General features: G+C 38.1%; 22 protein-coding genes and 1 pseudogene. 6 read left to right on the top strand and 17 right to left on the bottom strand.

Annotated elements, in window-relative coordinates:
- The first annotated feature begins 166 nt into the window (after positions 1 to 166).
- The 3 genes from CRO56_RS08920 to pabB all read left to right on the top strand — a co-directional run bounded on the left by CRO56_RS08920 (position 167) and on the right by pabB (position 3067).
- Positions 167 to 607 carry a DUF6376 family protein gene (locus tag CRO56_RS08920; protein WP_097158259.1) on the top strand — a complete coding sequence of 147 codons (441 nt, stop codon included), beginning with the start codon at positions 167 to 169 and terminating at the stop codon, positions 605 to 607.
- 122 nt (positions 608 to 729) lie between these two features.
- Complete coding sequence (locus CRO56_RS08915) at positions 730 to 1320, top strand: anthranilate synthase component II (RefSeq protein ID WP_097158258.1); 591 nt, start codon at positions 730 to 732, stop codon at positions 1318 to 1320.
- Entirely contained in the window at positions 1310 to 3067 is a 1758-nt protein-coding gene (gene pabB, locus CRO56_RS08910) for an aminodeoxychorismate synthase component I (RefSeq protein WP_179714222.1), read from the top strand. The genes CRO56_RS08915 and pabB overlap by 11 nt, the downstream gene beginning before the upstream one ends.
- 89 nt (positions 3068 to 3156) lie before the next feature.
- Here the strand turns inward: pabB and CRO56_RS08905 are convergent, their stop codons facing one another.
- Positions 3157 to 3492: a DUF1516 family protein gene (locus CRO56_RS08905; protein ID WP_097158256.1), complete on the bottom strand. Its 336-nt coding sequence runs from the start codon at positions 3490 to 3492 to the stop codon at positions 3157 to 3159.
- Positions 3493 to 3895: 403 nt separating this feature from the next.
- On the opposite strand from CRO56_RS08905, the gene CRO56_RS08900 reads away from it, so the two are divergent.
- The gene (locus CRO56_RS08900; RefSeq protein ID WP_097158255.1) at positions 3896 to 4876 is read left to right on the top strand and encodes a cation diffusion facilitator family transporter; all 981 of its coding nucleotides are present in this window, start codon (positions 3896 to 3898) and stop codon (positions 4874 to 4876) included.
- Between the two features lie 39 nt (positions 4877 to 4915).
- On the opposite strand, the gene CRO56_RS08895 is transcribed toward CRO56_RS08900, so the two are convergent.
- Positions 4916 to 5671: a ZIP family metal transporter gene (locus tag CRO56_RS08895; RefSeq protein ID WP_097158254.1), complete on the bottom strand. Its 756-nt coding sequence runs from the start codon at positions 5669 to 5671 to the stop codon at positions 4916 to 4918.
- 192 nt (positions 5672 to 5863) lie between these two features.
- Positions 5864 to 6166 carry a DUF5634 family protein gene (locus tag CRO56_RS08890; RefSeq protein ID WP_097158253.1) on the bottom strand — a complete coding sequence of 101 codons (303 nt, stop codon included), beginning with the start codon at positions 6164 to 6166 and terminating at the stop codon, positions 5864 to 5866.
- A 172-nt stretch (positions 6167 to 6338) separates the two neighbouring features.
- Between CRO56_RS08890 and CRO56_RS08885 the strand changes: the two genes are divergently transcribed.
- Positions 6339 to 7322 carry an aldo/keto reductase gene (locus tag CRO56_RS08885; RefSeq protein ID WP_097158252.1) on the top strand — a complete coding sequence of 328 codons (984 nt, stop codon included), beginning with the start codon at positions 6339 to 6341 and terminating at the stop codon, positions 7320 to 7322.
- Positions 7323 to 7676: 354 nt separating this feature from the next.
- Here CRO56_RS08885 and CRO56_RS08880 read toward each other — a convergent pair whose 3' ends face one another.
- The 10 genes from CRO56_RS08880 to CRO56_RS22840 all read right to left on the bottom strand — a co-directional run bounded on the left by CRO56_RS08880 (position 7677) and on the right by CRO56_RS22840 (position 15936).
- Positions 7677 to 8618, bottom strand: coding sequence for a cation diffusion facilitator family transporter (locus CRO56_RS08880; protein ID WP_097158251.1), 942 nt, complete (start codon positions 8616 to 8618; stop codon positions 7677 to 7679).
- Positions 8619 to 8632: 14 nt separating this feature from the next.
- A complete protein-coding gene (locus CRO56_RS08875; RefSeq protein ID WP_097158250.1) occupies positions 8633 to 8962 on the bottom strand; it encodes an ArsR/SmtB family transcription factor in 330 nt (109 codons plus the stop codon).
- Positions 8963 to 9149: 187 nt separating this feature from the next.
- Positions 9150 to 10628, bottom strand: a complete 1479-nt coding sequence (locus CRO56_RS08870) for a SulP family inorganic anion transporter (RefSeq protein WP_097158249.1) — start codon at positions 10626 to 10628, stop codon at positions 9150 to 9152.
- A 497-nt stretch (positions 10629 to 11125) separates the two neighbouring features.
- Positions 11126 to 11545 (bottom strand): universal stress protein, encoded by a 420-nt coding sequence (locus CRO56_RS08865; RefSeq protein ID WP_097158248.1) that lies wholly within the window; start codon positions 11543 to 11545, stop codon positions 11126 to 11128.
- A 140-nt stretch (positions 11546 to 11685) separates the two neighbouring features.
- The gene (locus CRO56_RS08860; protein ID WP_097158247.1) at positions 11686 to 13101 is read right to left on the bottom strand and encodes a SpoVR family protein; all 1416 of its coding nucleotides are present in this window, start codon (positions 13099 to 13101) and stop codon (positions 11686 to 11688) included.
- A 111-nt stretch (positions 13102 to 13212) separates the two neighbouring features.
- Entirely contained in the window at positions 13213 to 13632 is a 420-nt protein-coding gene (locus CRO56_RS08855; RefSeq protein WP_097158246.1) for a hypothetical protein, read from the bottom strand.
- A 54-nt stretch (positions 13633 to 13686) separates the two neighbouring features.
- Complete coding sequence (locus CRO56_RS08850) at positions 13687 to 14037, bottom strand: NIPSNAP family protein (RefSeq protein WP_097158245.1); 351 nt, start codon at positions 14035 to 14037, stop codon at positions 13687 to 13689.
- 56 nt (positions 14038 to 14093) lie between these two features.
- Entirely contained in the window at positions 14094 to 14858 is a 765-nt protein-coding gene (locus CRO56_RS08845; RefSeq protein ID WP_097158244.1) for a DeoR/GlpR family DNA-binding transcription regulator, read from the bottom strand.
- 239 nt (positions 14859 to 15097) lie between these two features.
- Positions 15098 to 15418: a DUF3889 domain-containing protein gene (locus tag CRO56_RS08840; RefSeq protein WP_097158243.1), complete on the bottom strand. Its 321-nt coding sequence runs from the start codon at positions 15416 to 15418 to the stop codon at positions 15098 to 15100.
- 347 nt (positions 15419 to 15765) lie between these two features.
- The gene (locus tag CRO56_RS22840; RefSeq protein ID WP_179714221.1) at positions 15766 to 15936 is read right to left on the bottom strand and encodes a hypothetical protein; all 171 of its coding nucleotides are present in this window, start codon (positions 15934 to 15936) and stop codon (positions 15766 to 15768) included.
- A 150-nt stretch (positions 15937 to 16086) separates the two neighbouring features.
- Here CRO56_RS22840 and CRO56_RS08835 point away from each other — a divergent pair, with 150 nt between their 5' ends.
- Complete coding sequence (locus CRO56_RS08835) at positions 16087 to 16347, top strand: YhdB family protein (protein ID WP_097158242.1); 261 nt, start codon at positions 16087 to 16089, stop codon at positions 16345 to 16347.
- A gap of 76 nt (positions 16348 to 16423) precedes the next feature.
- Here CRO56_RS08835 and CRO56_RS08830 read toward each other — a convergent pair whose 3' ends face one another.
- The 4 genes and pseudogenes from CRO56_RS08830 to CRO56_RS08815 all read right to left on the bottom strand — a co-directional run bounded on the left by CRO56_RS08830 (position 16424) and on the right by CRO56_RS08815 (position 20157).
- Positions 16424 to 17068, bottom strand: coding sequence for a response regulator (locus CRO56_RS08830; RefSeq protein ID WP_097158241.1), 645 nt, complete (start codon positions 17066 to 17068; stop codon positions 16424 to 16426).
- Positions 17069 to 17083: 15 nt separating this feature from the next.
- Complete coding sequence (locus CRO56_RS08825) at positions 17084 to 18196, bottom strand: GAF domain-containing sensor histidine kinase (protein WP_097158240.1); 1113 nt, start codon at positions 18194 to 18196, stop codon at positions 17084 to 17086.
- A gap of 153 nt (positions 18197 to 18349) precedes the next feature.
- Positions 18350 to 18533: pseudogene (locus CRO56_RS08820) on the bottom strand (SDR family oxidoreductase); the annotation flags it as partial.
- Positions 18534 to 18612: 79 nt separating this feature from the next.
- Positions 18613 to 20157 carry a bifunctional GNAT family N-acetyltransferase/carbon-nitrogen hydrolase family protein gene (locus CRO56_RS08815; protein WP_097158239.1) on the bottom strand — a complete coding sequence of 515 codons (1545 nt, stop codon included), beginning with the start codon at positions 20155 to 20157 and terminating at the stop codon, positions 18613 to 18615.
- Positions 20158 to 20186: the final 29 nt, after the last annotated feature.

The raw sequence follows: 20186 nt of genomic DNA, 5'->3' as shown, positions 1-20186 counted from the left end.
TAATTCTTTTTTCATGAACTGTCAATTATTTTCCTTCGATTTTTTTCGGTTCATACATCCACAGGGAAAGCTAGCGTTTTATATTGGTGAAAAAGGGAATATGAAACTTTAGAGCTTTCATTTCGTATGTATGTATAGAAAAAATTTCTTATAAGGAGGATTCCCATTGAAGAAATGGATTAGTCTATTTGCTTTGTTACTCTTCCTAAGCGGATGTTCACTGTTGGAAGATGTGAATAATACATTAGATTATGTCAATGAAGCCACGGATTATGTTAATGAAGCCAATCAGTTTGCCAACGATGTCCCTGCTTTAGCTGAACAAGCGGCATCTGATCCGAATGTATTAGCTAATCTAGAGGAACAGCTGCAAATGATGCAGGAAGAAATTCAAGAATTTAATGCTCTTAATCCACCAGGCATAGCTGAAGATATTCATCAAACCATCGAAGGCTATAACCAAACGATTGAGGCAGCTATAGATTCTTCATTAGAAAAAATTGAACAAGGACAGTTCCAATTAAATGAATTAATGGATTCAGAGCTCATGCAAACGTTCCAAAACCTGCAAAATACACTAAATCAGCTTGAACAGTTAGGAAATTAACCACTAAGGCTTTTGCTTTAGTGGTTTTTATCTTGTTGTGATTTATTTTTCCATAAAAAAAACATCTTGATTAATTAGAGAAAAAAATACAATATTTAAACTGGAATGGAGGCAGCTATTATATGATCTTAGTGATTGATAACTATGATTCTTTTACTTTTAATTTGGTTCAATACATTCAAACGATTGGCAAAGACGTTGTGGTCCTTCGTAATGACCAGCTGTCAACCCAACAGATTGAAGAAATGAAACCTGAATATATACTTTTATCACCTGGACCTGGCAATCCTGATTCAGCTGGTATTTGCTTAGATATTGTTACTAATTATTATCAAAAGCTGCCGATATTAGGTGTGTGCCTAGGTCAACAGATTATTGCTCAGGCATTTGGCGGTACCATAAAAAAAGCATTGAAGCCTATGCATGGGAAAATTTCATTGATTAAACATGATCAGCAGAGTATCTATCGTGACATACCATCCCCCTTACAAGTAGCAAGATATCACTCATTAGTCGTTGATAATTCCACACTTCCCCATTGCTTGGAAATCAGTGCAAGAAGTGAGGATGGGGAAATTATGGGGATTAGGCATAAGCACTTTAAAGTAGAAGGCGTTCAATTTCATCCCGAATCGATTCTCACAGAAAACGGATTGCAGATGTTACGGAATTTCTTTATAAAAACATCAAAGGAACATGAAAATGCCAAATAATAAACAAAAACCATTTTTATCATTCGAATTTGCTTCTTTGGATGGTGTCATAACACCACTTACATTTTCAGACCCAATAAAGGTGATTTCTGCCGAGAAAATTGAAGACGTCTTGCCTAGCTTTCAGCTTGTTCAGGATGCAGTCAATAACGGTTATTATGCAGCTGGGTTCCTTTCCTATGAAAGTGCCGCTGCCTTTGATTCTGCCTATAAGTTGAAGCATCCTACAACCATGCCTTTTCTTTGGTTTGGTATTTTTTCAGAGCCACAATTAAAAAACCTAACTGGCAATGATCCCTATGTTCTAACCGAATGGAAACCGAATGTTAGTTTAGATGAGTATCGTGCGGCAATTTCCTTTATAAAACAATCCATCGAAAGTGGCGATACCTATCAGACTAACTATACGATTCGTCTAAAATCCCGATTCGATGGTGATGAGCTCTCACTGTTTGAAAAAATGAAAAGAGCACAAGCTTCCAATTACAGTGCTTTTATCCAAACGGAGGATCATAGTATTTTATCTGCATCACCTGAACTGTTCTTCCATTTAAAAGGAGAAACCATTACAACCCGACCAATGAAAGGAACCATAAAAAGAGGGAAATCATTTGAAGAAGATCAGCAAAATGCAAGCTGGCTGTATCAATCAGAAAAAAATCGGGCTGAGAATGTAATGATTGTTGATTTGCTAAGAAATGACTTAGGCATAATTGCGGAACCTGGTTCGGTCGAAGTCACAAAGTTATTTGAAATAGAACAATACCCAACCGTTCATCAAATGACCTCAACCATAACAGCAAAAGTTCCAGCCCATACTCAAATTGTCGATATTTTTAAAGCCCTTTTTCCATGTGGTTCGATCACAGGTGCTCCAAAGATCAGCACGATGAATATTATTGCCGAGTTAGAAACGACACCACGTAACGTGTATTGTGGTGCAATTGGCTATATCTCTCCAAATAAAGAGGCGATTTTTAATGTACCTATCAGAACAGTGGTAATTGAAAAGCAGTCTGGTCAAGCCACATATGGGGTCGGAGGGGGAATTACATGGGACTCAACGTTCCAGGGGGAATACCATGAAATTCTTGCGAAATCTAAAATTCTCGAAGAAGATAGACCTGAATTTCAATTATTAGAGAGTATTCTTTTAAACAGGGGCGAGTATTTCCTGTTAGAGGAACATCTCAATCGCATAAATCAATCGGCTCAATATTTTGGATTCACTTTTAAAGAAAATAAGATTAAAAAGACTTTAGCTGATTTTGCAAGACGAAATCCTCTGGATTCATTGAAAGTACGGTTTCTTTTAGATAAAAGCGGTGAATTTACGATAGAAGGACAACCAATTCAAAAGCCAAAGTCATCTATAAAAGTTTCACTTGCCAAGGAACCAGTTGATCGGAATCATCTATTCTTATATCACAAAACATCGAATCGGCAAATTTACTCTAAGTTTCAAAAAGAGGAACCTCATGTGTTTGATGTACTTCTTTGGAATGAAGATCGGGAGTTAACTGAGTTTACAAACGGAAACGTAGTCTTAGAAATAGACGGCTCATTATGGACACCCCCTGTTAATAGCGGATTATTGGCGGGTACTTTCCGTGAGGTGTTAATCAAAGAAGGTGTGATACAAGAAAAAACTCTAACCCTATCTGACTTGGAAAAATCTCCGAAAATTTGGTTTATTAATAGCGTAAGAAAGTGGCTGGAAGTTGAATTAATTGAGGAATTACATTAAACATTATCAGCTTAAAACTTGGTGATAACTCATAAATAAATTAAACAAAAGGTCTAACTTACAGGAATAAGTAAGTTAGACCTTTTTCATTAAAATACGATAATGTCATACCCGATTAAGACAACTAGAGCAAGTAATACGACAAATCCTACCCAGATGCCTGCAACAGGCTTGCCTTTTCTAGATCTGATGGTTAGCATTTCCATTGTACCTATGAGCAAAATCGCTAATATCCCTTTTACCACAAAGAGCAATTCAAAGTTTCGCAAGAATAGCATGCCAATTCCGGAAACAAGCATGATGATGTAGAACAATCTTTGCAGCATCACGCTAATTTTTTGCTTTCTCGCAAAATAGCTAATCAAAAACAGCACGATTAAAATCGCCCATGAACCTGCATGTGACTGGTAAAAAATATGATACATTCTTTTTCTCCTTTACCACTTTCTTATTTACATAAATTTTGGCAGATAACCTATGTCCATCCTATCTGTTTCATGCACCAATCTCAAGAGATAAGAGCAGATTGAAACAAAAAATTCATAACTTCTAAAAATATTTTAATAAACATGTTTAAATTTAACTTCGTCTTTATAGTATAGAGAAGTTTTTAATAGGGTCGAGATTTGGCTGAAGTTCTTTTGCTTTTCATGATACAAATGGCAGCTAAAGCATTGAACGTTCACCTGAATTGTAAATATTGTCATCATACGTATTAAGCATAGACCGATATTTGTACAAAGAGCTCTCCTTACTGTCTCGGAATAAATGTTCATCTCAATGGATATCATGCTGATAGTACTGTTACTACATAGAAGGGTGAATAATATGTCTTTTATTGAGCTGTTAAAGAAGGGGAATAAATCGTCAGGTGCTGCTGCTTTAGGTAATACTTTTTTAGCAGCCATCAAAGGGATAGCAGCTGCGATTAGCGGAAGTGGTGCCATGTTTGCTACAACAATTCACTCTATTGCCGACGCAATCAATCAAGGCTTTGTATTTATCGGAAGTGCACTGGCTGAGAAAGAACCTACACCAAGGTTTCCAACTGGATTTGGCCGCGTCGTTAACTTATTTGTGCTTATTGCTGTCATTGTGATTTCTATCATGGCTTACGAAACACTTCATAAAGGCTGGGAGATAATTCAGCACCCAGAAGCTTCCACCAATCTTTGGTTAAATGTAGGAATTTTGGCGGTCGCCATTATTATTGACGGATATGTTTTATTCAAAGCAATGAAGGAGATTGCTTTAGAAACACGGAAAGAGGCTAAAGGTTTTAAATTAGTCACAGGTGCTTTTAAAAATGTGCGGCTGGCTGCTCCTCCAACCCGACTAGTTTTTTATGAAGATATTATTGCAACCTTAGGTGCAGCACTTGCCTTAGTTTCTATTTTGTTAGCCCATTTTACAGGCTTTTATTATTTAGACGGTGTAGGAACCATGTTAATCGGAATTCTTTTAATTGGAATTGCCATAAAAATCGGATACGAAAATACGGTAGGTCTGATTGGGGTAGCAGCGCCTAAGGAAGTGGAAAACCGGATTGCAGACATTATCTTTTCGCATCCGGATGTAGTGGATATCCGCAAGATGCGAATCCTGCAAGAGGGCAGAAAATATCATGTTGAAAGCTATATTGAATTAAGAGAAGGTCTATCTCTCGCTGTTGCAGATGATATTAAATTCTCTGTTCGGGACTTAATCCTCGCCGATCCCGATATTGGTGATGTGACGATGGGAATCATTGAAACCGATCACGTACAAAATTGGAAAAAAGAACATGAACTGAAACCCGCTACTAAATAATATTGAAACAAAGCTGCCTAAAAGAGCAGCTTTGTTTGTTTAATGTATATGAGGAGAAAATTGGTTCATCACCCAGTTTAATAGAAAATATACGATGATTCCTATCAGAAAAAAGGACGAAACCAATCGATTGTCACTTTTATTGACTTCTGGCAATAAATCCGCACAAGCTACATAGATAAAAATTCCTGCTGTAAAAGCAATCGCAATCGTCGCAATATTGAATTCTCCCGTTTGCGGGGATAGGAAATTTGCTAGTATCGCACCTGCTAGTGTCGATATACCAAGAAGCACTGCCGCTAAAAAAGCCATTTTCTTATTCTCCAGAAACGAAAAAACGATCGATGAAATTGTCAATCCATCGGGAATCTTATGTAATAACACCGCCGTAAGAACCGTGACGCCGAGAGAAACATCTATTTCAAAACTAGCAACGATAGAAAAACCATCAAAAAAGGTATGGATCATCAATCCAATTAATGCACCCGTAATAGCACTCCTGGAGTTCGAGTGATGATGCGTTTCTTCGCCAAAGTGAAAATGCCTGGAGACAAATTGCTGGAAAAAAAATATCACCATAATACCCGCTAAAACAAAGATCGAATAATCATGATGATGGTCCAGTATCTCAGGAATGAGATCCAGTAAGGCAATTGATAATAACATTCCTGCACTAATGGCCATTAAAGCATTTAAGCCATTTTTGGACCAATCCTTTTTAATCAATATAACAAGACCGCCTATGACATTAGCAACAGCCGCCAACAGGACATATAAAAACACTTCAAACGTCAAGGTTCTCCCCTCCCTACTCTTTTAGTATGAACTGCAGGGAATGGTTACAAACATTCGGATCTTTTCTTACCGATAATGATAAGTAATAACAAAGTGCAAAATTGTTAAGGAAGATGTTGGGTTTACATATTTATGGGAAAGATTCCCACTAGCTCGAACTATATTTTAAGCCACTATTTATAGCGTGAATTTCTATATTTCGCGAAACACGCTATCCAAATCGGGATATCCGCTTAAATCTTCCCTTTGCGGCTCATCGGTTTCAACAGTCCAATCTTCATGGATAACGGCTAATTCCCCGTTGTTATTTTTCATATAGGGAGTGTGAATATGATAGGTCTTCCCATCTTTTCGAACCGTGTATCCTAGGTAAAAGCGGTCATCCTCTCCTTCTTCTTCAAAAATACCGATATCTTCAATTCCATATTGATTTATGTACATCTGAAAAGACTGCTGCAGGTCGCGGATAATTTGTTCTCGTGGTAAAAAATCCATTTATACGGCTCCTTTCCTGAATAACGCTATAGTTAATATGGCTTTCTTCTGTTTTTATTAAACGTTATCTGCATTAAATAACTTTTTAATGTAATCTTTTATAAAATTCTAGCTTCTCTATCTATTATTTCCGCAGCATTATTGATAATCTTTAAAATAGAGGTGATGGATGATGCAATATAAAAATTTAGGTAAAACGGGCTTAAAAGTATCCAATTTATGCTTAGGTACGATGGCATTTGGCAGATGGATTGATGAACAAGCATCCCGCGCGATTATAGATGCTGCTTTAGAAAATGGGATTAATTTTATTGATACTGCTAATTATTATGGCAAGGGTCAAGACGCTGAAATCCCATATGGAACCGGTGAATGTGAAGAGATCATCGGAAGTGCGCTTAAAGGAAGAAGAGACCAGGTAGTGCTGGCCACAAAAGTTGGGTTAAGCATGGGATCCGGAAAAAATGACAGCGGCCTTTCCCGCACTCACATCATGCGAGAAGTCGATCGCTCCTTGCTGCGATTACAAACCGATTACATTGATTTATATCAAGTTCATCGTTTTGATCCCTTAACACCTATAGAAGAAACATTAAGGGCGCTAGACGACTTAGTTCATCAAGGAAAAATCCGTTACATTGGCTGCTCTAATTTTGCTGCTTGGCAGATTGCGAAAGCACACGGCATCAGTGAAAAGTTAAACTTAGAAAAATTCATCTCGGTTCAGCCCCAGTATAATTTGCTGTCTCGGGAAATTGAACAGGAATTATTGCCTTTTTGTGAATCTGAGGGGGTTGGCGTTTTAGTATACAGTCCCTTAGCCAGAGGGGTATTATCTGGTAAGTACAAAAATCTTGATGACATACCACCTGAAAGCCGGGCTGCACATGGCGAGAGACTGATTAAAAATTACTTTACAGAACGGAATTTTCAGTTAGTTAATGGGTATCGCGCTTTAGCTGAGGCCAATGGTATAAATTTATCTCAATTTGCTCTAGCTTGGGTCTTAAATCAGCCTGCTGTCACTTCAGCTTTAATTGGAGCGAGCAAGGTTTCCCATATTACGGATGCTGTTCAGGTAAGCAATTGGAAATGGCCGGAGGGCTTGATGGAACAAGTTGATTCATTAAATCTCAAAAAGGTTGATTTTTATTAAAAGTCCAGCCCGCACGACTTTTTTATGAAAAGGAATGGATTTTATCGGTTTCTGGCAACTTATTTTTTCCTTAATTTTACATTCGCGCGTAAATTTCGATTTTCGCGCGATTCTTTATCTAGCCGCCCGTCGTTATAAAAACAAACTGTCTCATTAACAAAAAGACTGATAAAAACAATTAAAATTTAACAAATACACAAGGATTATTAGCTGCGAGTCCACCTAATTTACAAATATCATATAAAAAATTCAGGAATCGAATCGTAACTTCAAAAAAATTAGCTAAACCCTCTCACTGGTTTCACTCCCACAAAAAAAGAGTGTAAACCGCAAGCGGCCTATCACCCTTTTTAATTAACGGCAAAATTCATGTTCATCTCGATTTTCAAACTGCTCGCCCTCAATTTGAATTGTAGTATGCTTAAGATGAAACTGCGATTTTAACAAAGCCGTTGTATCTTTTAGGATTGTATCCCTGTCTTCCATCTCATTAACAACAAGGTGACAGCTCAGTGCCGGAAAGTCGGATGTGATCGTCCATACATGGAGATCATGGACCTCCTTCACTCCCGGAATTTTTAATAAAGCCGTTTTAACCTTTTGGCAGTCGATATGTGCAGGTGTTCCTTCCATCAATACATGGAAAGAATCTTTCGTAACCCGCCATCCGCTGACTAAAACCAGAATCGCAACAAGGACACTGGCAATCGGATCGGCAATATTCCAATTAAAGAAGTAGATTAAAGCACCAGCTAAAATTGCTCCGAAAGAACCAACCATATCGCCAAGCACATGGAGAAGGGCACTCCGCAGATTTAAGTTCCCGCTCGTATCGCCTTTCATTAAAATCCATGCAACTACAATATTAACAATTAGACCGATTATAGCGATCAACATCATTCCCGTGCTTACCTCGGGAGGTTCAAAAAAGCGATGATACGCTTCCCAAAATATATATAGGGAAATGACGACTAACGTTATCCCATTAATGAAGGCTGCTAAAATTTCAAATCGTTTGTATCCATAGGTTTTTTGATCGTTAGCAGCGCGTTCTCCGATTTTAAAAGCCAATAAGCTTAATCCTAATGCTGCTGCATCACTTAACATATGCCCCGCATCACTTAACAGAGCTAAGCTATTCGTTAAAAATCCGCCGATGACTTCTACAATCATAAATGTAAAAATTAATAAAAAGCTAACTAAGAGAACCTTTTTATTAGCATTATGAGTATGATGATGGTGGTGATGGTGGTGATGGTGATCATGGCTATGACCATGATGATGCGAATGTCCCATGACTGTCCCCTCTCCTAATGGTGGCTAGCATGCTTGATTGTTTGCTGCAGCAGGTTCATAACATGCTCGTCGTCATGTGAATAATATATGGTCGTTCCTTCACGACGGTACTTGACTAGCCGTAAATTTTTTAAAAACCGAAGCTGATGAGAAACGGTTGTTTGTAATAAGGATAACTGCTCAGCAATCTGATTTACCGAATATTCCTGATGTGATAAAAGATGGAGAATCCGAATTCGGGTTGGATCAGAAAGAGCTTTAAAGGTTTGAGCCACCATAAATAAAGTTTCTTGATCCAAGTCTTTATTTCTAGTTTCATTCTCTTTGTAATCATTATGCTCCATTTTTTTACCACCTCATTTTCATTATATGAGCATATATTCATATACTATGACTCAATTGTAAAAAAATTTAGACAACCTGTCAATACAGAAAAATGTGTTTTTTAGCGATACTTATTTAAAATAGAATAATATAAAACGGCTCCCTAATAGAGCCGTTATAATAATTGGTACTATAGAAATTTAAATTTTAATGACCCGATGCTTTATTCAGACCGCCTGGTTTATTATGAACGGCCAATTTATCAATTAATTTGTTACTTTCAGTATTAAGGCCAATTAAGTTTACCTTGACACCATTTTGATGATATTTAATCACCACTTTATCGATGGCTCCTACGGCTGAATCATCCCACAAGTGAGCTTGTGTTAAATCTAAGTCAACTTCTTTGACACGATCATAGTAGTCAAAACCTTCAATGAAGTCTGTTACAGAGGCAAAAAATAGCTGACCTGAAACGCGATATACTTTTTTATAAGATCCATCCATACTTAATGTGGTGACTTTGACTTTAGATATTTTAGCAGCAAAGAAAATAGCACTTAAAATAATGCCCGCTAAAACCCCTTTTGATAAATCGTGTGTCATAAGAACCGTTACGACGGTTACAATCATCACTATGGTATCTGTAATTGGAGCTTTGTGCACTGATTTTAACGAAGCCCAATCAAAAGTACCGATTGAAACCATAATCATAACCCCAACTAATGCCGCCATTGGAATTTGTACAACAAAGTCATTTAGCAGCAAAATTAACACCATTAAAAATACACCTGCAACTAATGTCGAAAGTCTTCCTCTACCGCCTGACTTTACGTTAATAACCGATTGACCAATCATCGCACAACCAGCCATTCCCCCGAACAATCCAGATACAATATTCGCAATTCCTTGCCCTCTTGCTTCCTTGTTCTTATCACTTTTAGTGTCAGTCATGTCATCGACAATCGATGCCGTTAATAAGGATTCTACTAACCCAACAATCGCAATAGATAAAGAGTAAGGAAAGATGATTTGTAAGGTTTCAAAATTAAAAGGAATATCAGGAATTAAAAAGATTGGCAAGGCTTGCGTAAGTTCTCCCATATCTCCAATGGTTCGGATGTCACTTCCAGTAAAAATCGCAATCATTGTAGTGACTACGATTGCAACCAGCGGAGAAGGGACTGCTTTTGTAACCCGAGGCAAGATATAAATTATTGCTAGAGCTCCAGCTACCATTGCATACATCGGCCATTTTTCCCCAACAAAATGGGTTAATTGAGAGGTAAAGATTAGAATGGCAAGTGCGTTAACAAATCCGACCATAACGGATCGCGGAACAAATTTCATCAAGCGCCCTAGTTTAAGGACTCCCATGACGATTTGAATGATACCGGTCAGAATAGTCGCAGCGAGTAAATATTGCAGTCCGTGATCGGCTACTAAAGTTACCATCAGTAAAGCCGTCGCACCAGTTGCAGCTGAAATCATCCCAGGTCTTCCGCCAACAAATGCGATAACAACTGCTATACAAAACGAAGCATAGATCCCGACCATAGGATCAACACCCGCAATAATAGAGAATGCAATGGCTTCTGGTATTAAAGCCATTGCTACAACCATTCCTGCGAGTACATCTCCTTTGATGTTCCCGAACCATGTATTTTTAATTGAATGAATGCTCATGAAGCACCTCTTTCTTTTTAGTTTGTTTGACTTTCAACTCTCATGAAAGCCGGGTCCGCCGATAACAAAACAGAGTATATAGGATTGTGAAACATTTGTGAAATGGCATGTAATCGCATCCATTTGGGTCTTACGCTTCTTTTCGCCATCATTCTTTCATTTCCGATACAACCTTTCAAAATCAAAGTCTGTTTCACAACGGTAGTGGAATGGAGCGGAAGACACTTGACTCCTCATAAAATGCATTCGCATTTTCTTCGTGCGATGCTTAAGCTGCCCAATCCATCCCGCAGGCAAAGCCGAGGAGGCTCGACTTCCTCCCCGGGGAATCTTGTGTCTGGAGCTAAATGGAACGGACATGTTTGCCTCCATTAAAAAATCAACAAAAATATACGAAAACAGCAAAATCAAAAAAAACAGCTTGGAAGCTGTTGGAACTAATATTAAATAAAAAAAGAGATGTACAACATACCCTTCAGTTTGTTCTTTATGCAGTTTTATTTCACAATTAATACTGGACAATTGGCGCGTTTAGCTACTTTATGACTTACGCTCCCTAACACAAATTCTTGAAGCACATTTAACCCTCTGCTTCCAATGATAACGATTTCATGATTGTTTTTATTAGCATAATCAACGATTACAGGACCTGGGTCCCCGTGCAAAATCGTTAGCTTATAAGAAACCCCAGCCTCTTGTGCCATTCGTTCTACATCTTTAATTCGATCTTTATGTTTTTCGCCAATGTCAGCAGAGTTCCAATTTTTTAGTACGTCCGATTTTACTTTATCGGGATCGACAACATAAACCACATCAATTTTAGAATTAGGACTGTATTTAGCAATATGAATTGCGTTTTCAGCAGCTCTTTTAGAATGTTCAGATCCGTCCGTTGCCAATAATATTTTCTTATACATTTCCATCCCCCCTTGTTTTACCTGCTTTCTCCTGGTATTAAAAAAATTTAACGGTGATGTATATCTTCTTCAAAAATTTTAGTTATCCATTATTATAATAAAAAACAGCCCCATATTGGAGCCGTTTTTACGAATCACCTTTACAAATACTTCCGATGCAATCCTTTCCCATCGTATGAGAACAAGATCGGCTTATTCTCTACTACTGTTTCTACATGAGCTGTCCTGCCCCAAAGCTGATAAATGTAAGGGAGCACCTTTTCTAAATATTTTATATCCAGTTCAATCCCTTCATACCAATGCTTTAGATAGAGTTCACCGTTTCGCATGAAATCTCCATCATCTACAGTAATATATGGAAAACCTCCATTGACCCGCATGTTCACGAGCTGGTCTCTTACCTGGGTCCACTCTTTATCGACAATTTTGTAATCCTTGCCTTGTCTTTGGAACAAATACATATCCTCTCTCAACACCAAATCCTTCGTTAAGTAATTTCGCAAGAAGGAGATGTCAGATTCTAATTCTCTCACTTCGAATAATTTGGCACGGCCAGAGTTTGGCTGGACTCCTCTTTCTTTCATTTCATCCGTTGGGGTATTCCACCGTTCTTCTATATCTTCAAATATCTTTAATCCTAGATAATACGGATTTATTCCCGTTCTAGAAGGCTGCACGACGCCAGCGTTTAATTTCGCAAATTCCACAGCTTCATCAGAAGTTAAATCCATCTCTCGTAGGATACGCTGATGCCAATATGATGCCCAGCCTTCATTCATAATCTTCGTTTCAAGCTGTGGCCAGAAGTACAGCATTTCCTCTCTCATCATGGTCACGATGTCTCTTTGCCAATCAGCTAATTCCCGGCTATATTCCTCAATAAAGAGAAGTAAATCCTTTTCTGGGTGCGGCGGAAATTTTTTATGTTTCTTTTTCCGTTCCTTTGGTTTTGGCTTTTCATCAAGTGACCATAGATCGTCGTATGGTGATTTAGATTGATCATCTTCTTCATCTTCCCACTCAATATCACTTAAGCTCCACGCCAGTTTAGGTCTCATTAAAGAAGGATCAATATGCTCCTCGATCGCCAGCACCGCATCAAGCGTTTTCTCAACTTCCTCTTTCCCATATTCAATTTCATATTGGCGAATCCGTTCTGCAGTAGCAGACATACTTTCGACCATATCACGCTTCGTATTTTGAAAACGAGCATTGTTTTTAAAGAAATCACAGTGGGCCAGTACATGAGCGACAATAAGCTTGTTTTGAATCAACGTATTGGAGTCGAGTAAAAATGCATAACAAGGATCTGAATTTATAACCAACTCATAAATTTTACTAAGACCCAGATCATAATGCAGCTTCATTTTATAAAATTGCTTACCGAAGCTCCAATGCGAGAAGCGAGTGGGCATTCCGTAAGCACCAAACGTATAAATAATATCCGCCGGACAAACTTCATATCTCATCGGGTAAAAATCAAGACCAAATCCTTTGGCAATCTCCGTAATCTCATTAATCGCATATTCCAATGCTTTCCGATCATCCGTCTTCACCGGTAACTCCCCCTTATGCCCTTTACCACAATGTATGAAGAAGTGAGCTGTAACATGTACGCGTAAAACAAGAATGGGCTTGAACAAAAAGAAAGACCACAAAGAATGTGGTCATTCGTAACTATAGCAGTATTTTCTTTGAAAACATCTAATACCCTCGTCGACAAGCCAGAAGAAGAAGGAAGTGAGGGTTGCGGCGAAAAATAATAGTTCTCCCTCGCTTGACCAGTATTCTTTAAAGTTAAAAAATAATTCATGTGGGTCAAAGAAAAAACTTAATACAAACACGAAACCCATGCCAAATAGTACATGAAAAAGAAAAGCTTTAATAACTCTTTTAACCCCTAAACTATCTTTTGTTATTTTATCAGATAGAATTGTAACCGGTAGCCCATATAGAAAAATGAATGGATAGGTAATCATCAGCATAAACAATATGACATCTAAGGATTCATTCATGAAACCCACAGCCAATACTGAATAAGAAAGTAGGGTCCCAATTAGAATGGTTAAAATTTTTCTAATTACCATAATTACGCCCCCATACTTTTTTAAAAAAATAATAATAACTCCATTTTACCAGAGTTAGAATTTTTTTACATCAAATACTGTGGATTCAATCTTTTCATTTCTTACTTCAAGAAAATTTTTTCGAACGCGCTCCCTACCCCCGTTTCGCTTATACCAGTTACTAACACGTTTAACATGCTCTTGGTCGCTTCTCACTGTTTCCTCAATTCTTTGATAATCCTCATAACTGTTATATCCCCATATAGCAAAGACCTCTACGGTATGATTCTTTTTGTCGACCATCCATCTGCCAATTAGCCTAGAACCATACTTTACTTGAGCAGGTAAAAGGGTTTGATTAAAATGCAAATTAAAATTTTCAATAAAATCTCCTTTAACAACATAAGTTTTTCTTCGATAAAACATATTTTCTATGCATCCCTTTCACAATTATAATTTTACTTACGTTAACCCAGACTCATTTATAGAGATGCAACCTCCACTATCCCGCCATACCCCCGAACAGCTTCAATATGTTCTTCAGCTGTTTCTTCATCTGTAATAATCAGATTAAAGGCATCAGCAGGTAAGATATGAACAAAATTCGTCGTGCCAAACCCCCAGTGACCCATTAAGCAAATGTTTTTTCGCGCTTGTTTATGAATCACTCTTGCACCAATTGCGACTTCAGGGGTTGCCGTGGAAAGTCCTTTTTCGTTTAAAGCTCCACCAGTCAGAAAAGCAAGGTCAAAATTAAATTGTTTGATCATTTCATTAGTAAAGGCATCCGACATATTGCCTGACTTCTTTACTCTTCCTCCAATTAAATAACATTCAACATTGTCCATAGTCCGTAAGACATCTGCGATTCTAAGTGAATTGGTGACAACTGTGAACTGGACGTCTTCAGGCAAATACTTTAACATAATGTAGTGTATGGAGGCACCACCCATAAAGACGGTTTGTCCTGCTTTAATAAAAGATGCTGCTCTTTTTGCGATTGCGTTTCCGTAATCATCCCCATGATTGTAACGCTGATCGCTTGGACCAGGAAACAAACGAATTAGTCTTGCTGGAATGGCGCCTCCATGCGTTCTTTTTAATAACCCCTTTTCCTCCATGATCGATAAATCCCTGCGAATCGAGTCAATCGATACATTAAACTGCTCAGCTAAATCCTTAACCTGAACCCTTCCTGTCTGCTCTAAAAGCTTTAAAATCTCTTCTCTTCTCTCTTCAGAAAACATGTACATTTCCCCTTTTTATTTCATTTTGTGTTATAAAACTTGGAGCCTCCTTCCTCATTTTCAGAAACCTTCCTAAACTTGGAAGTACTTCCATTTTTATTTTATTCGTTTTTATTCGAGTTTTCAATATATTTTATTAATGTTTATTCGTGTTTTATCGAATAACACGAATAAACAGGCAAAATAATTAGAATGAAAAAATGGTATCGTTTTTGATTCGCAAAAAGAAAGAAGCCCGTTTATTGGGCTTCTTGTTCCTGTACTGAAATATCTAATGTCTTTTTGTTTTTTAAATCATGTGTAACATTTACAATAACCCTTTTTGTTCTTCCTTGTTCTGTTACTCTAAATTCAAAAGAATCCGTTACTTTATCTCCGTTAACCTGTTTTCTTCCTAAGTATTGATACTCTTGAACCGGTGCACCCGGATAATCCTCTTTAACAAGCGCAATCGCGATTCTTCCGTATTTTTCATAATCGACTTGCCCCTCTACTTCCTGATGACCAACTACACTAAAAAGAAACGAAACCAAGATAATACATGATAAAAACTTTTTCATGATTTCCTCCTGTTTTTGCTTTTATTTTTCTTTTTATTGGTCACTTTTATGTATTTATTTTTTTATCTCCCGAATCTTTACCTTCATTCCTTTATAAAAGACATTTCTTCAATCTTAATTCCTTTTAATTGTCTTTAGAACCCTTATAAAAGACTTTCTTCTGCCCTTACTCCTTTTTACGGCCTTTAGAACACTTGTAAAAGACTTTCTTCTGCCCTTACTCCTTTTTAAGGCATTTAGAACCCTTATAAAAGACTTTCTTCTGCCCTTACTCCTTTTTACGGCCTTTAGAACCCTTATAAAAGACTTTCTTCTGCCCTTACTCCTTTTTACGGCCTTTAGAACCCTTATAAAAGACTTTCTTCTGCCCTTACTCTTTTTACGGCCTTTAGAACCCTTATAAAAGACTTTATTTCTGCCTTTATGCCTTTTTTCGGTCTTGTCTTTAGAAGCCTTATAAAAGACTTTCCAGCAACCCAATCCTTTCTTACGGGCCTTAGACCCCTTAAAAATCCCATCAAACCCTCCCCGCTAAAAACCTTGGTCACTTATGGGTATACCTCCAATTTGTAACGTTACCGTCATGACAGCATCTCCAACATTTAGAGAACAAATTTAAGGACAAACCACATACACTAAAAGTAACTCCTGAGAGAGGAGGGGAACGAATGAATACGGTCGATTATGATCGAGCTTTATACTATACGCATCGTTCTCAATGGGATAACCTTTTGCTTTTGATGGTTCGCACAAAGGATGACATGTTATCAAAGAAAATTGAGCATTTTCTGCATGCGTATCAATTTTCTAAAGATTATTCTCTCATCGAAAGTCATCTTTATGCGCTTCTGCGATACATTGACCATGCAACCGAAACACTTGATTGGACACAGAATCAGGAAAATGGGATGGAACTGATAAAGGGCTGAAGTTAAAGGCAGTAGAGAAACAAAGGTTACAAAAAAGACGGATGGTGTATAAGGGGCACCCTCCGTCTTTTATTTGCTATTGGTTTTGCACGAGGCCATTTCGGACCGCGAATAAGGCAGCTTGTGTCCGGTCTGATAATTCAAGCTTAGCAAGAATGTTGGATACATGTGTTTTCACTGTCTTTTCAGTTATATATAGAGAAGTTGCAATTTCTTTATTACTTTTTCCTTTGGCAATTTCAATTAACACTTCTTTTTCGCGGGTGGTTAATTCGTCTATTTTCGCGTCTTCTTTCCGTTTTTTTGTAAATTGACTGACGATTTGATCAGTTGCTTTCGGATGAAGGGATTTCCCGCCATTCACCACTTCACGGATCGCTTGAACGAGTACATCCGGCTCTACATCTTTAAGCTGATACCCGTCAGCTCCCGCTTCAATAGCAGGAATTACCTGATCTTGATCAGAAAAACTGGTTAAAATAATGATGCGTATATACGGGTTTTTAGCCTTAATTTTTTTCGTTGCCTCAATCCCGTTTAAACCTGGCATTAATAAATCCATTAAGATAAGATCAGGCTGTAATTCATCAGCTAATTGAATGATTTCATTTCCGCTGCTAGCTTCGCCAATCACTCTAATATCAGACTGTGTCTTTAAAAAAAAGACAAGACCCCGCCGAACAATCGGATGATCATCTGCAATGATTAATTTTATCCCCATTTTTAACGCCTTCCCTTAAAATGAAATCTTTATTTGAATTGAGGTACCCTGATTAGGCTGACTCGTTAATGAAAAAGTTCCTCCAACCGATTCCACCCTTGTTTTCATGTTACTCAAGCCTAATGTAGGAATCATGTTATTTTCATGAATCGTAAACCCGCTGCCTTCATCTTTTACCGATAGGATAACCTCGTTTTTTAAGTGTTCAATCGTGACCCAAATGTCGTTGGTTCCCGCATGCTTTTTACAATTATTGAATGCTTCTTGACTGACCCTCCACAGGACCTCTTCAACATTAGACGGGAGGTTTCCTACTCCAATAATCTGATCATGTACGTTTAGGTTCAGCATTTCCCCGTAGCTTTTGATCGCTTTTAACAGACCATCTTCAAGTCCAATCGGTTTCAATTGCCATATTAGAGCTCTCATTTCGCTCAAAGCTTGCTGAGCCAACTCTTGAATATACTGAAACGTTTCCTTGACTTCCTGATCAGCCGTCATCTCTTTCCCGCCCCTAGCAGTTAAGGTCATGGAAAATAATAACTGATTAACGGAGTCATGAAGGTCCCGAGCCAGTCGATTTCTTTCTTCCCGCAAAGCCATTTCCTGTTCCTTTTTTGTTAACTGAATCCGCTTAATGGCTGCTCCAATTTGGTGGGCAGTTGCTTCTAAAAGGGCTAATTCCTCTTCAGTAAAAAAAGTTTTATTGGGAGATGCGACATTGATAAGTCCAAACCGTTCGTTTCCGACATGCAATGGGATAGTGGCATGATGCGTAATTCCGCCAGTATCACCGAGCTTTTGCATAATGGCAATTTCAATACGCTGACACTCAATAATGTTGGACGCTTTATGTAAAGTCCCGTTGTTGAATTTATTGACACACCAGCAACCACCCTTGCACATGGGCGATAGCTCGTTATACTCTAAGGCTGGCGGAAGATTTTCATAAGCCGCTAACTTGTGCTTCCCATTTTTTTCAATCAGGAAAATCCATCCGGTTGAGAGTCCCGTTAATGTTAGCAGCTTCTTTAATACTTCCTGTAAAATGGTATGAATATCTGTCGCCTCATTTAAAAGCTCTGCGATATTTTTCAGGACGTTTAAACGATTAATTGATGTTCCCATACGTGCTCCCCTTTGAATTCTTACTCTTATTATATCTGTTTTTTGGCTGTAAAAGCTTTATCAAAAAGAATGATTTATTCTGCGACTAAAGTATGAGATCCTTTCGCTAAAAAACAAAAACCGAATTACCTAAATGGTAACACGGTTTTCTCTTTACGCTATCGGATATTCCTGAATTAATGGGTGCAGAATAATTTCATCAATCACCATATGAGCTGGAGCTTGACGCCATACAGGCAACGGCCTCGGCAATCTGTTCAACCTTTAACCAGTCTTTTTTCTCTGGTAAACCTTGTGTTGAATTAGCAAAATAGGTATCAACCATTCCCGGATTTATAAGGCGATCCCTTTCCCAATTCCCCGGGACGTACCTATCACGATGGCTACTTGATTCAACCTTTCGCATTAAAACAACCTCATTTGCCATTTTTGTATTTTATTTCGTAGATATCATTTCGTCGATCCTTTAAATGCTGGACAGTGCCATCTTGCCGCTGCCTTCTTAGAATTTCAAGGTCGACATCGCCAATAACCACCATCTCAATATTAGGATTGGTTTCCCCTATAATCCCGTCTCTTGGGAATTCAAAATCAGATGGGGAAAAAATCGCGGATTGTGCATATTGAATATCCATATTTTCCGTTTGCGGCAAATGCCCTACTGTTCCTGAAATCACAGTATACACCTGATTTTCAATCGCTCTTGCCTGGGCACAGTACCGCACCCGTAAATATCCTTGCCGATCTTCTGTACAAAACGGAACAAAGATAATTTTTGCACCCCTGTTTGTCACAATCCTGGCGATTTCAGGAAATTCGATGTCATAACAAATTGCGATGGCAATTCTGCCGCAATCCGTATCAAATACTTTAACCTCATCTCCACGGCTGACACCCCACCATTTTCTTTCATTACGAGTGATATGAAGCTTATATTGTTTATCAATTGTCCCATCTCTTCGAAAAAGGTAGGCAATATTATAGATTTTATTGTCATCTTCTTCTACAATGTGAGATCCGCCAACGATATTAACATTGTACTTAACAGCCAAATCTGTGAATAATTGAATATAGGATTCGGTGTATTCGGCTAACTTCCGAATTGCTACGTTCGGTGATTTATCGTCTATAAAAGACATCAACTGCGTAGTAAGAAGTTCAGGAAATACAACAAAGTCGGAGCCTGTATCGTAAGCCACGTCCACATAATATTCGACTTGATGTGAAAACTCTTCAAAAGAGTTAATCTGCCTCATTCCATATTGAACGACACAAATTCGAACCGGGAAACTCGTTTTAAAGAACCGCTTTGATTTCGGCTGATAGTCAACGTTATTCCATTCCATTAAGGTTGCATATTTATTAGATGCCTTGTCATCTGGCAAATAATTAGGGTTGATTCTCTTTAAAGTAAAACCATTAAATAACTGGAAGGACATCACCGGATCATAAATATTTCGCATTCGAACCTGTTCGACGTACTCTTTTGGCGACATTTCATCAGCATATTTATGGTAGAAAGGAATTCTTCCTCCAATAATGATACTCTTTAAATTAAGTCTTCTTGCCAAATCCTTTCTGGCCTCATAAAGCCGATGGCCTAATTTCATCCGGCGATAATCGGGGTGGACCATGATCTCAATTCCATATAAATTATAGCCTTCCGGATTATGGTTTGTTATATAGCCTTCGTCTGTAATGTCATCCCATGTATGGAGGGCGTCATATTCATGGAAGTCAATAATCAAACTCGAAGAAGAGGCAATGATTTCACCATCGTACTCCACAACAAATTGACCTTCAGGAAATATCTCAAGATGGCTTTCCAGTTGGTCCCGCTTCCACGGGATCATGCCTGGGAAACATATTTTCTCCAGTTTAATAATATCGTCAATATCTTTCACTTCCATGGTTCGCACAATCACTTTTTTCTCAAATTTAGATAGATCAAGCTTGGTCATAGAAAGATCTCCCTCACGTTTTAATGGTT

Source organism: Bacillus oleivorans, from assembly GCF_900207585.1.
Lineage (GTDB): Bacteria > Bacillota > Bacilli > Bacillales > JC228 > Bacillus_BF > Bacillus_BF oleivorans.
This window is presented reverse-complemented; position numbering and strand designations above follow the sequence as displayed.

Excerpts from the sequence above, each read along its gene's own strand:
- CRO56_RS08915 (WP_097158258.1), top strand. The coding sequence starts at position 730 with ATGATCTTAGTGATTGATAACTATGATTCTTTTACTTTTAATTTGGTT.
- pabB (WP_179714222.1), top strand. The coding sequence starts at position 1,310 with ATGCCAAATAATAAACAAAAACCATTTTTATCATTCGAATTTGCTTCT.
- CRO56_RS08830 (WP_097158241.1), bottom strand. The coding sequence starts at position 17,068 with ATGGGGATAAAATTAATCATTGCAGATGATCATCCGATTGTTCGGCGG.
- CRO56_RS08890 (WP_097158253.1), bottom strand. The coding sequence starts at position 6,166 with ATGGATTTTTTACCACGAGAACAAATTATCCGCGACCTGCAGCAGTCT.
- CRO56_RS08845 (WP_097158244.1), bottom strand. The coding sequence starts at position 14,858 with ATGTTTTCTGAAGAGAGAAGAGAAGAGATTTTAAAGCTTTTAGAGCAG.
- CRO56_RS22840 (WP_179714221.1), bottom strand. The coding sequence starts at position 15,936 with ATGGGATTTTTAAGGGGTCTAAGGCCCGTAAGAAAGGATTGGGTTGCT.
- CRO56_RS08850 (WP_097158245.1), bottom strand. The coding sequence starts at position 14,037 with ATGTTTTATCGAAGAAAAACTTATGTTGTTAAAGGAGATTTTATTGAA.
- CRO56_RS08905 (WP_097158256.1), bottom strand. The coding sequence starts at position 3,492 with ATGTATCATATTTTTTACCAGTCACATGCAGGTTCATGGGCGATTTTA.
- CRO56_RS08900 (WP_097158255.1), top strand. The coding sequence starts at position 3,896 with ATGTCTTTTATTGAGCTGTTAAAGAAGGGGAATAAATCGTCAGGTGCT.
- CRO56_RS08825 (WP_097158240.1), bottom strand. The coding sequence starts at position 18,196 with ATGGGAACATCAATTAATCGTTTAAACGTCCTGAAAAATATCGCAGAG.
- CRO56_RS08840 (WP_097158243.1), bottom strand. The coding sequence starts at position 15,418 with ATGAAAAAGTTTTTATCATGTATTATCTTGGTTTCGTTTCTTTTTAGT.
- CRO56_RS08835 (WP_097158242.1), top strand. The coding sequence starts at position 16,087 with ATGAATACGGTCGATTATGATCGAGCTTTATACTATACGCATCGTTCT.
- CRO56_RS08815 (WP_097158239.1), bottom strand. The coding sequence starts at position 20,157 with ATGACCAAGCTTGATCTATCTAAATTTGAGAAAAAAGTGATTGTGCGA.
- CRO56_RS08855 (WP_097158246.1), bottom strand. The coding sequence starts at position 13,632 with ATGGTAATTAGAAAAATTTTAACCATTCTAATTGGGACCCTACTTTCT.
- CRO56_RS08870 (WP_097158249.1), bottom strand. The coding sequence starts at position 10,628 with ATGAGCATTCATTCAATTAAAAATACATGGTTCGGGAACATCAAAGGA.
- CRO56_RS08885 (WP_097158252.1), top strand. The coding sequence starts at position 6,339 with ATGCAATATAAAAATTTAGGTAAAACGGGCTTAAAAGTATCCAATTTA.
- CRO56_RS08880 (WP_097158251.1), bottom strand. The coding sequence starts at position 8,618 with ATGGGACATTCGCATCATCATGGTCATAGCCATGATCACCATCACCAC.
- CRO56_RS08865 (WP_097158248.1), bottom strand. The coding sequence starts at position 11,545 with ATGTATAAGAAAATATTATTGGCAACGGACGGATCTGAACATTCTAAA.
- CRO56_RS08875 (WP_097158250.1), bottom strand. The coding sequence starts at position 8,962 with ATGGAGCATAATGATTACAAAGAGAATGAAACTAGAAATAAAGACTTG.